The 13,123-nt window shown below is 48.6% G+C and carries 11 protein-coding genes; 10 read left to right on the top strand and 1 reads right to left on the bottom strand.

What is annotated here, in order from left to right; genetic code table 11:
* The first annotated feature begins 10 nt into the window (after positions 1-10).
* The gene (recN, locus tag KNO66_RS05265) at positions 11-1,708 is read left to right on the top strand and encodes a DNA repair protein RecN (protein WP_214741085.1); all 1,698 of its coding nucleotides are present in this window, start codon (positions 11-13) and stop codon (positions 1,706-1,708) included.
* A complete protein-coding gene (spo0A, locus tag KNO66_RS05260; RefSeq protein WP_214741083.1) occupies positions 1,709-2,440 on the top strand; it encodes a sporulation transcription factor Spo0A in 732 nt (243 codons plus the stop codon).
* 653 nt (positions 2,441-3,093) lie between these two features.
* Here the strand turns inward: spo0A and KNO66_RS05255 are convergent.
* On the bottom strand, positions 3,094-3,342 hold the full coding sequence (locus KNO66_RS05255; RefSeq protein WP_214741081.1) for a DUF2627 domain-containing protein: 249 nt from the start codon (positions 3,340-3,342) through the stop codon (positions 3,094-3,096).
* Positions 3,343-3,476: 134 nt separating this feature from the next.
* On the opposite strand from KNO66_RS05255, the gene KNO66_RS05250 reads away from it, so the two are divergent.
* From KNO66_RS05250 to KNO66_RS05215, 8 genes are all read left to right on the top strand, one after another.
* The gene (locus KNO66_RS05250; RefSeq protein WP_214741079.1) at positions 3,477-5,114 is read left to right on the top strand and encodes a sigma 54-interacting transcriptional regulator; all 1,638 of its coding nucleotides are present in this window, start codon (positions 3,477-3,479) and stop codon (positions 5,112-5,114) included.
* Positions 5,115-5,236: 122 nt separating this feature from the next.
* Entirely contained in the window at positions 5,237-6,133 is an 897-nt protein-coding gene (gene yqiS, locus KNO66_RS05245; protein ID WP_214741077.1) for a phosphate butyryltransferase, read from the top strand.
* A 25-nt stretch (positions 6,134-6,158) separates the two neighbouring features.
* Positions 6,159-7,280 (top strand): Glu/Leu/Phe/Val family dehydrogenase, encoded by a 1,122-nt coding sequence (locus KNO66_RS05240; protein WP_214741075.1) that lies wholly within the window; start codon positions 6,159-6,161, stop codon positions 7,278-7,280.
* Between the two features lies 1 nt (position 7,281).
* Complete coding sequence (gene buk / locus KNO66_RS05235; protein WP_214741073.1) at positions 7,282-8,373, top strand: butyrate kinase; 1,092 nt, start codon at positions 7,282-7,284, stop codon at positions 8,371-8,373.
* Positions 8,357-9,766 (top strand): dihydrolipoyl dehydrogenase, encoded by a 1,410-nt coding sequence (gene lpdA / locus KNO66_RS05230; protein WP_214741071.1) that lies wholly within the window; start codon positions 8,357-8,359, stop codon positions 9,764-9,766. Before buk ends, lpdA begins: the two co-directional genes overlap by 17 nt.
* 12 nt (positions 9,767-9,778) lie before the next feature.
* Positions 9,779-10,786 carry a thiamine pyrophosphate-dependent dehydrogenase E1 component subunit alpha gene (locus KNO66_RS05225; protein ID WP_483299183.1) on the top strand — a complete coding sequence of 336 codons (1,008 nt, stop codon included), beginning with the start codon at positions 9,779-9,781 and terminating at the stop codon, positions 10,784-10,786.
* Positions 10,786-11,763, top strand: coding sequence for an alpha-ketoacid dehydrogenase subunit beta (locus tag KNO66_RS05220; protein ID WP_214741069.1), 978 nt, complete (start codon positions 10,786-10,788; stop codon positions 11,761-11,763). The genes KNO66_RS05225 and KNO66_RS05220 overlap by 1 nt, the downstream gene beginning before the upstream one ends.
* A gap of 12 nt (positions 11,764-11,775) precedes the next feature.
* Positions 11,776-13,095 (top strand): dihydrolipoamide acetyltransferase family protein, encoded by a 1,320-nt coding sequence (locus KNO66_RS05215; protein ID WP_214741067.1) that lies wholly within the window; start codon positions 11,776-11,778, stop codon positions 13,093-13,095.
* Positions 13,096-13,123: the final 28 nt, after the last annotated feature.

The raw sequence follows: 13,123 nt of genomic DNA, 5'->3' as shown, positions 1-13,123 counted from the left end.
GAACGTACGTATGTTAGCAGAACTATCAATCAAACAGTTTGCGATTATCGACGAATTGAACATTCCGTTTAATCGGGGTATGACAGTTCTCACAGGTGAGACAGGTGCCGGTAAATCGATTTTGTTGGATGCGATTGGGTTGCTTGTTGGAGGGCGTGGCTCAAGTGAATTCGTGCGATATGGTCAAGACAAGGCTGAAATCGAAGGGTTGTTCATGATTGATCCCGATCATCCTGTCATCGAAGCTGCCGAGCAATACGGTATTGATGTCGAGGATGGGACCGTCATCTTACGCCGCGACCTACATAGTAGCGGAAAAAGTGTCTGCCGAGTGAACGGGAAGATGATGCCGCTGTCGACGTTGCGTGAGTTCGGACGACTACTCGTCGATATTCATGGTCAACATGAACATCAACATTTAATGGATCCCGAATTTCACTTAGGAATACTGGATCATTTCGCTGAGAAAGAGGTCGGTCCATTAGTAGAAGAATACCGCACGGCATATACGGCCTGGAAACAAGTCGCCGATGAATTGAAGCGGCTCAGTCAGAGTGAGCAAGAGCTCGCACAGCGAATGGATCTCTTGTCGTTTCAAACGAAAGAAATCGAAGCCGCTGAACTAAAGGCTGGTGAAGAACAGGCATTGACGGAAGAGCGTGATGAATTGGCCAACTTCGAGCGCATTCACCAGCATATCCGTCTCTCGTATGAAGCGGTTGCCGAAGAATCAAACGGACTCGATAAAATCGGGATGGCCATGCGTGAGATGGAAGAGGCATCACAGCTCTCTTCGTCATTGAATGCCGTATCGGAGACGATCTCCAACGCATATTATTTGTTGGAGGACGCAAAGTTTCAACTTCGTGACCAGTTGGATTCTCTCGAATTCGATCCGATTCGATTGGACGAGATCGAGTCACGATTGGCTTTGTTCCAGCAGTTGAAACGGAAGTATGGAACGACCATCGAGGAGGTCATCGCATACGGGGAACAAGTGTCCAATGAACTGAAATCGATGACGAATCGTGAAGAACATTTACAGACGCTCTCTGATGACCTCGTGCGTTTAGAACAAGTCGCGAAAGAGGCTGGAGGGAGATTGTCTGCAGCACGAAAGTCGGCAGCGGAATCTCTACAGCAAGCGATTCATCGAGAGTTGAAAGAGTTATACATGGAGAAGACGGCGTTCGAGGTCCGTTTCAATCCAACCTCTCTCAAACAAGACGGAATGGATGACGTAGAGTTTTATATGATGACGAACGTTGGAGAACCGTTCAAACCGCTGGCGAAAGTGGCTTCGGGCGGTGAACTTTCTCGTGTCATGCTTGCGCTCAAGTCTATTTTCTCAAGAACGGTCGGCGTGGCCTCGATTATTTTTGATGAGGTCGATACAGGTGTCTCTGGACGTGTCGCACAAGCGATGGGAGAAAAGATATTTCGACTATCTGTCGGCTCTCAAGTGCTTTGTATCACGCACTTGGCACAAGTCGCGGCGATGGCAGATCAACATCTTTATATAACAAAAACTGAAACGAATGAGCGAACCAAAACAAATGTCACGTCTCTCGACCACGAGAGTCGGATTGACGAACTAGGTCGCATGATTGCTGGTGCACAAATGACAGATTTGACGAAGCAACACGTGGAAGAGTTACTCGAGATGTCACAGCAAGTAAAACAGAAGTTCATCAAAGGAGTGTCATAAGTGATTACATTATGTATTGCGGACGACAATCGAGAAATCGTCGATTTGTTGAGCCGACAACTAGAATCTGAGCCTGATCTTCGTGTCGTGGGTACCGCGCACGATGGGGAAGCGTGCTTGGATGTCGTCAAGACACACCAACCGGATGTACTCTTACTCGATATAATCATGCCGCATTTGGATGGGATCGGAGTATTACAACGCCTGAATGAAGAATTAGGCGATGAGAAACCGGAAGTGATCATGTTGAGTGCGTTCGGAAAAGATGAAGTGACAAAACAGGCCGTACAACTTGGTGCCTCTTACTTCCTCGTCAAACCGTTCAACATCCAACAGCTATTAACAAAAATCCGTGAGTTGTCAGAAGGAACAAATCGAGAATTCGATGGGATGACACCTGAAGAAATTGAAATCTCACTGCTGCTTCAACAACTTGGAATCTCTCCGCGAATTAAAGGGTTCAAGTATATTCGTCAAGCGGTCATTTACGTGCGAGAGCGCCAAGACTTGCTCGGTTTGATCACGAAAGAATTGTATCCGATGGTGGCGAAGGAGCATGAGACGACCTCGTCACGTGTGGAACGTGCGATGCGTCATGCAATCAAGACGGCGTGGGATAACGGTATGCGCGATCATGAGATGTTTGAGGGGCGACCGGAACGGGAGCGGAGTCCGAAAAACTCGGAATTCATCTCATACTTTGTTACCTATCTTTCATTTAAAAGTAGTTAAATCATTTCCTGAGGACTGAGTCAAAAACGACTTAGTCCTTTTTGTGAATCAATCAGTAAAAGATTTATTCACTTTAAGAAAGAAAGCGCTTGCAAAAAGGCTGGCTTTTGTTATAATAAAGGTGTACCAAGTTACTTGGACAAGCGTCAGATGAACGCTTTTCAAACGTGTTCCGGAGCAGTGTTTGAAGAATAAAATCATCTCGGTTCGCTATCCGATCATAGCTCAGAGGTGGGAACGACACCTCAAGTCGTTTATGTCCCGACGTGAGGTCGCGACAGTCGCTCATTCGCGAGACGATTCTATCATCAGCTCGAAGCTAGGGGTTGATATAGTAAAAACAAATCGTTCAGTTAACCAAAAGGAGTGTTGTCAACCGTTGAACAGTTTATGGCAAGCGTTCGACTTCACGATGGATGGTTGGACATGATCCGATAATTAAACAGTTAGTAACTCGGATGGATTTGTTCCGTTCACGCAAGACGGCAGTTACTAAAGTTCTTTCATACTTCTTCATTAAGAAGACATTGGATATCATGTCAAAGTAAGTGATGTAGTTGGAAAGGAGATCATCCGTAGTGATCACAATTCAATACGAATAAAAGGTTCCGCACTTGAAATGAAGTCAAGTTAGGGAACCTTTTTTTGTGTGCTTATGAGTCGAATCGTTGAACTTTTCCTGTTTTTTTGTCGCGGTTGAAAATATAACCGGCTACAAATCCGATCCCGCCCATGGCGAGCAGAAGTCCAAACGTCCCCTGCAACATGGAGGCGGCAGCGAGTGAATCAATCCATGTAAACGGTGCGCTCGTCTTCAAAAAGAAGCTGTCGCGTAGCAATTTGATTCCGTATACACCTAATAATCCAGGGACGATTAAGATTAGAAGCGCAATGAAACGCATGCAATCTCCTCCTTTACCATACATTATTTTAACAGAAATCACTCCGTTCCACACGGTCTATTTTTGGGCGGCTTGCGCATCAGGTTAGGATTCAGTAGCATGAAATAGAGAAGAAAGATGATGGGGGAATACGTATGAATAAACGATTGATGATTGTGGGGGCAGGAAAAGGGGGAACCGAGGTCCTTCATATGCTGATGGATTCACCGCTCGCGACGATTGTTGCGGTCGTAGATTCTGACGCATCTGCCGAAGGAATCGCCCTTGCTAAAAGTTATGGCATATCTGTGACGGACGATTGGAATCAGTATGCTGATGCAACATTAGATTTTGTCATCGAAACGACCGGGCAGCATCAGACGTTCGAACAGTTAAAAGATCATTTCAAGGATGCGGTCGTCTTACCAGGGGAATTCATCCGTATTGTCGTCGAGCGATTGAAACAGAACCAACAGATGCTTGAAGCGATTATCGAATGCACGAGCGAAGCGATTTCAGTGGCGGACCATCATGGTAACACCATTTTGATCAATCCATCCTATACACGATTGACAGGGTTCAAAAAAGAGGACGTCGTCGACAAACCGGCAACAGCAGATATTGGGATGCAGGAGAGTGTCCATTTGAAAGTATTATCTACTGGTCAGGGGGTTCGGGATATCCGGATGCAAATCGGGGCGACACGACGGGATATTCTTGTGAACGCGGAACCAATCATCGTGGAAGGAAAGTTACGAGGTTCGGTTGGTGTCATCCGTGACGTGTCACAGATTCGTGCCCTTCGCGATGAACTACAAGAGGCGCGAACGCGCATTCGAAATTTAGAAGCCAAATACCAGTTTGCCGATATCATTGCGACGAGTGATGCGATGCGATTTGTCATCGAGCAAGCAAAACTTGCCGCTGTGACCCCGGTGACGGTATTGATTCGTGGAGAATCGGGAACAGGAAAAGAACTGTTCGCACACGCCATACACGGGGAGTCTCCTCGTAAATTTAAAAAATTCATTCGCGTGAACTGTGCGGCCATCTCACCGACCCTTCTTGAAAGTGAACTGTTCGGATATGAAGACGGTGCCTTTAGTGGAGCCAAGCGTGGTGGAAAGACCGGTTATTTCGAAGAGGCGGACGGTGGTTCACTCTTTCTTGACGAGATTGGGGAGTTACCTCTAGATGTCCAAGTAAAGCTGTTGCGTGTCTTGCAAGAAAATGAAATCGTTCGCGTCGGTGGTACGACGGCAATCCCAATCGATGTCCGCATCATTGCCGCGACAAATGCTGACCTTGAACAAAAAGTGGCAGACGGTACGTTCCGAGAAGATTTATATTACCGCATTAATCGCATGCCGATTCATATTCCGCCTCTTCGAGAGCGATTAAACGAACTTGAAGCATTATGTGAACGCATCATCCGTAAACTGAATCAAGAATATGGGCGCAGTGTGCGCGGTGTTGATGAAGATGCCTTGTCTTTACTGAAGAGCCAACATTGGAAAGGGAACGTACGAGAACTTGAGAATGTGATTGGACGGGCGATGATCTATATGGCGAGTTCTGAACAGTGGATCGCACCTCACCACTTACAGTTATCGAATCGTTCGACGAGCCAAAAAGTTGTCGAGTCCGGTACATTTCATGAGGCGGTTGCGAAGTACGAACGTGATTTAATCGAACGAACGATTGAAGAAGCGGATGGGAACAAGTCTGAAGCAGCCCGACGCTTAAAGATTTCGATTCGAACACTGTACAATAAAATAGGGACCACGCAATAATGTGCATGAAATTTTATGCATACAAAGAAAATAATTGCATGGTTATTAACGTTATAAAGCGCTTACAATTTAGGAAAGAAACTTGCTTATGTTATAGTGTAGAGTGCAAGGGGGGGACAATGATGAATTTTGAACGGATGCTGACGAATGCGAAACAGCTAGAAGGCTGTACCGTATCGATCGCGGGGGCAGCGGACGAAGAAGTCATTCGCGCCGTTAAACTCGCTACGGATCATGGATTATCACGCTTTATTTTATTTGGTGAATCCCGAGAAATCCGAAGATTGTGTGAACAGCATGGAATCGATGAGTCAGCCATTGATATTTTACATGCAAAAGGTGACGCTGAGATTGCCCGACGTGCCGCACTAGCTGTAAAAAACAAAGAGGCGGACGTGCTCATGAAGGGGATGGTGTCGACTTCGACATTTATGAAGGCCGTCCTCAACCGAGAAGCTGGACTTCGTACGAAACGAACGCTCAGCCATATCGCGTTATTCCAAATCCCGAATCGAGAAAAATTGATTGGGGTGACGGATGCGGCGATCCATATCGCGCCAACGTTAGAAGAGAAAGTCGAAATCATTCACAACGCAGTGGAAGCGATGCATGACATTGGTTACGCATCACCGAAAGTAGCCGCCATCGGAGCGGTGGAAGTCGTCAATCCGCAAATGAACGCGACACTCGATGCCGCGTTACTCAGTCAGATGAACCGGCGAGGACAAATCAAAGGTTGTGTCGTGGACGGACCGCTCGCGCTTGATAATGCAGTCGACATGGTCGCTGCAAAACAAAAGGGCATCAACAGCGAAGTTGCCGGTCAAGCCGATTTATTAGTCGTACCTTACATAGAGGTCGGCAACGTCCTTTATAAATCAATCATGTATTTCGCAGAGGCGAGCGTAGCGGCGATTGTCGTCGGCGCATCTGCCCCTGTTGTATTGACAAGTCGTGCCGATACTGCCGAGGCGAAGCTGTATTCTCTAGCGTTCGCTTTGTTGCATGCCAAAAACTAATCTTACTTAACAGGAGGAATTAATCATGATGGAAACAAACACAGAGCCACGCTTCCGTATTTTTGATGTCTTACAATCTGAGGACTACGAACAAATCGTATTTTGCCAAGATCAAGCGTCTGGCTTAAAAGCGATTATTGCGATTCATGATACAACACTCGGACCAGCTCTCGGCGGTCTCCGTATGTGGAACTATGAATCTGAAGAAGAGGCACTCACGGATGTATTGCGTCTCGCAAAAGGGATGACATATAAAAACGCGGCAGCGGGTCTCAATCTTGGAGGCGGAAAAGCTGTCATCATCGGAAACGCGAAAACGGATAAGTCAGAGGCACTCTTCCGTGCGTTCGGACGATACGTTCAATCGCTCAGTGGTCGTTACATCACGGCTGAAGATGTGAATACAACAGTTGCCGACATGGACTTCATCCACATGGAAACGGATTACGTCACGGGCGTAAGTCCTGCATTCGGTTCAAGTGGTAACCCATCACCAGTAACAGCATATGGCGTCTACCGCGGGATGAAAGCCGCTGCAAAATGGAAATTTGGAACAGATTCACTCGCAGGGAAGACGGTTGCCGTACAGGGTGTCGGAAACGTAGCCTATAACTTATGCCGCCACCTCCACGAAGAAGGGGCACATTTGATTGTGACAGATATTAACGAAGAAGCGCTCAAACGTGCAGAAGCAGACTTTGGGGCGACGGTCGTCAAGCCAGATGAGATTTACGCGGTCGAATGTGACATTTTCGCGCCATGTGCTCTTGGTGCCGTCATCAATGACAAAACGATCCCACAATTGAAAGCACAAATCGTTGCGGGTGCTGCGAATAACCAATTGGCAGAAGACCGTCACGGAGACGTGCTCGACGAAAATGGAATCCTATACGCACCAGACTTCGTCATCAATGCCGGTGGAGTCATCAACGTCGCAGACGAACTTGAAGGCTACAACCGTGAGCGGGCAATGAAGAAAGTCGAACTCATCTACGACAACATGATGCGCGTCTTTGAAATCGCAGAACGCGATGGTGTACCGACACACGTTGCTGCCGATAAGATGGCGGAAGAGCGGATTCACATGATGTCGCGTTCACGCAGTCAGTTCCTTAAAGTTGAAAAAAGCATTCTAGGGAGACGCTAAGATGACAAAACGGCTAATTCTTGCAATCAACCCAGGGTCGACCTCGACGAAAGTTGGATTGTTTGATGGGAAGGAAGAAGTGATGACACGTACGGTCCGACATGCGATCGACGTGACAGGTCTCACACTTCCAGAGCAGTTGCCTCATCGTGAGCAAGAAGTACGCGCCTTGTTAGAAGAGACGGACATCGCGGTCAATGATTTGACCGCGATCGTCGGTCGTGGTGGCTTGCTTGCACCGATGACATCAGGAACGTATACCGTCAACGATCTCATGCGAGAGGACTTGACGAGCGGAAGATTCGGTATGCATGCGTCTAACCTTGGTGGATTAATCGCATCCAAAATAGGCGAGCAAGAGGGGATCCCGAGTTTCATTGTCGACCCGGTCGTGGTCGATGAGATGGACGAGTTGGCTCGAAAAACCGGCATTCCTGAAATCAATCGTCGCAGTATTTTCCATGCCCTCAACCAAAAGGCCGTCGCCAAACGTTTCGCAACCGAAAATGGAAGCGATTACAATGAGCTGAATTTGATTGTTGCTCATTTAGGTGGTGGAATTACGGTCGGTGCTCATCGGTATGGACGCGTCATCGATGTGAACAACGGACTTGACGGTGATGGACCGCTTGCGCCAGAACGAGCAGGTTCAATTCCTGTTGGACAGGTAGTAGAACTATGTTATAGTACCAGGTATAAAGAATCGGAAATGAAAAAGAAAATTGTCGGTCAAGGTGGATTGTTCGCACACCTCGGTACATTCGATGCCATTGAGATTGAGCAACGGATGGAGTCGGGAGACGAAGAGTCGAGACTCCTTTATGAGACGATGGCTTACCGTGTCGCTCAAGAGATTTCAAAACACGGTGCGACGCTCTTTGGTCGAGTGGATGCCATCTTGCTAACGGGCGGGATCGCCTATTCTGACTGGCTGACTAAAAAAATTAAAGAGCGTGTCTCATTCCTTGCGCCGGTCTATGTTTATCCGGGTGAAGATGAATTGAAAGCCTTGGCAGAAGGTGCGCTTCGGGTCATCGAGAAGGAAGAGACCGCACGAGTTTATGAGGGGGATACACATGGCACGAGAATTTGATGTTGTCGTCATCGGTGGAGGACCAGGAGGATACGTGGCTGCAATCAAGGCGGCACAGGCTGGTAAATCTGTCGCAATCGTCGAGTCGAGAAAATTAGGCGGCACCTGCTTACATAGAGGATGCATCCCTACGAAAGCTCTTTTAAAGGCTGCCCATGTCTATCAAACTGCGAAACAGGGAGCCACGTATGGTGTAGAAACAGGAGATGTGACGTTCAATATGGAACGGGCTCAGACGTATAAACGTGATCTTGTGGCTGGTCTTGAAAAAGGAATTGAACACTTGATGAAACAAGGAAAGATTGAAGTGTTTCGTGGAAAAGCCTCAATCCTTGGACCAAGTATCTTTTCACCACAACCAGGGACCGTATCCGTTGAAGATGAAAGCGGTGAGTCAGAACTGATTTTGCCGAATCAATTGATTATCGCCACGGGTTCGATTCCACGTGAACTTCCTGGATTGCCGTTTGATCACGAACGAATCTTGAACTCAGACGACCTTCTCAATTTTGAAACACTTCCTGAATCGATTGCGATTGTGGGTGGCGGTGTCATCGGAGTGGAATGGGCATCGATGCTCGTCGATTTAGATGTGAACGTGACGTTGATCGAAGTAGGAGATCGATTGCTTCCACTTGAGGACAAGGCTGTCTCCCGTGAAGTAGAGCGTTTATTGAAAAAGCGTGGTGTGCGTGTGAAGAAGAGCGTGACGGTCGACGCTGAACGAACATTGATTCACGAAAATGCAGTGGAGCTTGCTGTCGGGGAAGAAATGTTACAAGTTGACTGTGTCCTCGTTTCGGTTGGCCGAGTTGCCAATACGGAAGACTTAGGACTTCAAAACACGTCAATCGTCGTAGAGAAAGGGATCATTCAAGTCGATAGTCAGTATCGCACGAAAGAACGTCATATCTTCGCAATCGGTGACTGCATCGGGAAGTTACAACTTGCTCACGTTGCATCTGCAGAAGGTGTGAAAGCGGTCGAAACGATTCTTGGACTTGAACCAACACCACTTGATTACGCGCTCATCCCGCGTTGTGTATACAGCGTCCCTGAAGTCGCTTCGGTCGGCTTGACGGAAGAAGCGGCAAAAGATGCCGGACATGATGTGAAGACGGGAACGTATCGATTTAACGGACTCGGGAAAGCGCGAATCGAAGGACAAGCCGACGGATTCGTGAAACTCGTTTCGGACAAAGAAACAGATGACCTTCTCGGTGTTCATATCGTCGGACCGAAAGCGACTGAACTCATCACAGAAGGTGGACTTGCGCTCGTCTTGAACGCGACGGCTTGGGAAATGGGACAACTCGTGCACCCACACCCTGCGTTAAGCGAAGCCTTCCAAGAAGCGGCACTGGCCGTTGATGGATTACCGATTCACGCCTAAGGAGGAACAAGGATGGAACAGATGACTGTAAACTCATATGAAGAGCTTGGTTTAACGAAACAAGATTTAGTAGCGATGTACGAAACGATGATTCGTGCCCGTAAAATCGATGAACGAATGTGGAAGTTGAACCGCGCCGGGAAAATCCCGTTCGTCGTCTCATGTCAAGGACAAGAAGCTGCACAGGTCGGTGCGGCGTTCGCACTCGAGAAAGGGATCGATTATGTCCTCCCTTACTATCGTGACGTGGCGGTTGTCCTTCACTTTGGTCAAACATCAAGAGACTTGATGTTGTCTGCATTCGCGAAAGCGGAAGATCCAAACTCTGGCGGTCGTCAGATGCCTGGTCATTTCGGCTCGAAAGAACATCGCATCGTGACAGGTTCATCTCCGGTTACGACACAAGTCCCTCATGCGGTCGGGATCGCACTTGCGGCGAAGATGAAGAAAGAAGAACTCGTCACGTTCGTCTCGTTCGGAGAAGGCTCTTCGAACCAAGGTGACTTCCACGAAGGGGCAAACTTTGCAGGTGTCCATAAGTTACCGGTCATCTTGTTCTGTGAGAACAACAAGTATGCGATTTCGGTACCACTTACAAAACAGTTGGCATGCGAGCGCGTGTCAGACCGTGCGAAAGGCTACGGTATGCCAGGTGTGACAGTTGACGGGACAGACCCGATCGCAGTCTATGCAGCTGTGAAAGAAGCGCGTGAACGTGCACTTCGTGGAGAAGGACCGACGCTCATCGAAGCAGAAGTTGAACGTCTCGTGCCACACTCATCAGATGATGATGACAAAGCATACCGTTCAGCTGAAGAATTGGCAGGATTAAAAGAGCGGGATGGCATTCAATTGTTCCGTCAACGACTTGTGAACGATGGAATCGCAACGGCGGATACACTTGCCGAAATCGATGCTCAAATCGATGCTGAAGTGAATGAAGCGACGACATATGCGGATAAAGCACCGTACGCATCACCTGAATCTGCACTGGATTACGTCTATGAGGAGGAAAAATGATGAAAACGTTTATCGAAGCGATCAATGAAGCGATTCATGAGGAAATGGAGCGCGACGAAAACGTCTTCGTCGTCGGGGAAGACGTCGGCGTACGTGGTGGTGTATTCCGTGCCACACAAGGCTTGATTGAAAAGTATGGTGAAGACCGTGTCATCGACGCACCGCTCGCTGAGAGTGCGATTGCTGGTGTCGGCGTCGGTGCTGCCATGTACGGCATGCGACCGATCGCAGAAATGCAATTCGCAGACTTTATCATGCCAGCAGTGAACCAAATCGTATCGGAAGCGGCTAAAATTCGATACCGTTCAAACAATGATTGGACGTGTCCGATGGTCATTCGGGCGCCTTTCGGTGGTGGCATTCACGGGGCACTCTATCACTCGCAATCGGTCGAGGCGATGTTCAGTTCGACGCCAGGTCTTAAAGTCGTCATCCCATCAGACCCAGTCGATGCGAAAGGATTGTTGAAAGCAGCGATCCGTTCGAACGACCCTGTCCTCTTCTTCGAACATAAGCGTGCCTATCGTCTTTTGAAGGCGGACTTGCCGACGGACGAATATACGGTTGAAATCGGTAAGGCTGCGGTTAAACGGGAAGGTGAAGATATCACGATCATCACGTACGGTCTTTGCGTGCATATGGCACAAGAAGCAGCAAAAACGCTCGAAGAAGAAGGGATCAGCACTCACATCCTCGATCTTCGTACCGTGTACCCGCTCGACCAAGAAGCAATCATCGAGTCAGTCAAGAAGACGGGTAAAGTGTTACTCGTGACGGAGGACAACAAAGAAGGAAGCATCATCGGAGAAGTGGCGGCGATTATCGCAGAGAAGGCGCTCTTCGAACTCGATGCGCCGATTGAACGCTTAGCGGGTCCTGATGTGCCGGCTATGCCGTATGCGCCACCGATGGAAAAATTCTTTATCGTATCCCCAGAAAAAATTGCCGAGCGGGCGCGTCAGCTCGCGGCGTTTTAAGGAGGCATCTCCATGGAACAAACGATTACTATGCCCCAACTTGGGGAGAGTGTGACAGAAGGAACAATCACGACCTATCTCGTCAAACCGGGCGACCGTGTAGAAGAGTATGAACCACTCGCGGAAGTCATGACGGATAAAGTGACGGCCGAGATTCCGGCGACTAGTGCAGGAATCGTGAAAGAATTCCTCATTCCAGAAGGGGAGACGGTCAGCGTCGGGACACCGGTATTGACGATGGAAGTTGAAAGTGCGGAGGAAGTTGCAGTTGAGACGAAGACCGAACCGATTGCAGAAACGACACCTGCAGAACCCGTCTCTAAGCAAGCGGTCGCCACTACTCCGAAAAAACAGAGTGGAAACGGTCGATACTCACCTGCTGTCATCCGACTCGCCAACGAGAATGATATCGATTTGAATGAACTGAGCGGAAGCGGTCTAGGCGGTCGGATCACGCGGAAAGATATTCTTCGTTACTTATCAGAAGGACGTCCGGCATCGACTCCTGAGAAAGCGACACAAGCACCTGTCCAAGAGACGATGGTACAAACAAAGATGGACGTTCCGACTGAAGCGCCACGTCCTGTCGTTGAACCGTCACAACCGGTCGCATCATCATCGACGTCTTCTGGACGTTATGAATCGATTCCGACAGCCGGGGTACGTCAAGCGATTGCGAACAATATGGTCCGCTCGAAGCATGAGGCGCCACACGCATGGCTCATGATTGAAGTCGATGTGACGAACCTCGTCGAGGCACGTGCGAAGTTAAAAGATGAGTTCATGAAGCGAGAAGGCGTCAAATTGACGTTCATGCCATTCTTTATGAAAGCGACCATCGAGGCATTGAAGAAGTATCCGATGATGAACTCGGAGTGGGCAGGAGATCACATCAAAGTTCACCAAGACATCCATCTCTCGGTAGCCGTCGCGGCAAACGACGCCCTTTACGTACCGGTCATTCGCCAAGCGGATGAGAAGAACATTAAAGGCCTCGCCGTGGCCCTTCAAGACGTGGCGTCACGTGCGCGTGAGAACCGTTTGAAGGCAGAAGAAATGCGTGGTGGGACGTTCACCATCAACAACACAGGTGCATTTGGTTCGATCCAATCGGCACCGATTTTGAACTACCCACAAGCGGCAATCCTATCAGTCGAGTCGATCGTGAAGCGTCCGGTATGGATGAATGGAATGTTTGCGGCACGCGATATGGTCAACCTTTGTATGTCGGTCGACCACCGTGTCCTCGACGGTCTCGTCGCAGGTCAGTTCTTGCAAGCAATCAAACAATCGCTCGAGTCGATTGACCCGAACACATATACCGTATATTGAAAAAATGGAGGCGCTCTCGATCGAGTGC

Source organism: Exiguobacterium sp. s48 (assembly GCF_018617395.1).
Lineage (GTDB): Bacteria > Bacillota > Bacilli > Exiguobacteriales > Exiguobacteriaceae > Exiguobacterium.
The sequence above is the reverse complement of the archived record's forward strand: the minus strand, read 5'-3'. Positions and strand labels throughout refer to the sequence as shown.

What these genes read in the sequence shown, in the direction of transcription:
- recN (WP_214741085.1), top strand. Translation starts at nt 11, where the DNA reads ATGTTAGCAGAACTATCAATCAAACAGTTTGCGATTATCGACGAATTG.
- KNO66_RS05255 (WP_214741081.1), bottom strand. Translation starts at nt 3,342, where the DNA reads ATGCGTTTCATTGCGCTTCTAATCTTAATCGTCCCTGGATTATTAGGT.
- KNO66_RS05250 (WP_214741079.1), top strand. Translation starts at nt 3,477, where the DNA reads ATGAATAAACGATTGATGATTGTGGGGGCAGGAAAAGGGGGAACCGAG.
- yqiS (WP_214741077.1), top strand. Translation starts at nt 5,237, where the DNA reads ATGAATTTTGAACGGATGCTGACGAATGCGAAACAGCTAGAAGGCTGT.
- KNO66_RS05240 (WP_214741075.1), top strand. Translation starts at nt 6,159, where the DNA reads ATGATGGAAACAAACACAGAGCCACGCTTCCGTATTTTTGATGTCTTA.
- buk (WP_214741073.1), top strand. Translation starts at nt 7,282, where the DNA reads ATGACAAAACGGCTAATTCTTGCAATCAACCCAGGGTCGACCTCGACG.
- lpdA (WP_214741071.1), top strand. Translation starts at nt 8,357, where the DNA reads ATGGCACGAGAATTTGATGTTGTCGTCATCGGTGGAGGACCAGGAGGA.
- KNO66_RS05225 (WP_483299183.1), top strand. Translation starts at nt 9,779, where the DNA reads ATGGAACAGATGACTGTAAACTCATATGAAGAGCTTGGTTTAACGAAA.
- KNO66_RS05220 (WP_214741069.1), top strand. Translation starts at nt 10,786, where the DNA reads ATGAAAACGTTTATCGAAGCGATCAATGAAGCGATTCATGAGGAAATG.
- KNO66_RS05215 (WP_214741067.1), top strand. Translation starts at nt 11,776, where the DNA reads ATGGAACAAACGATTACTATGCCCCAACTTGGGGAGAGTGTGACAGAA.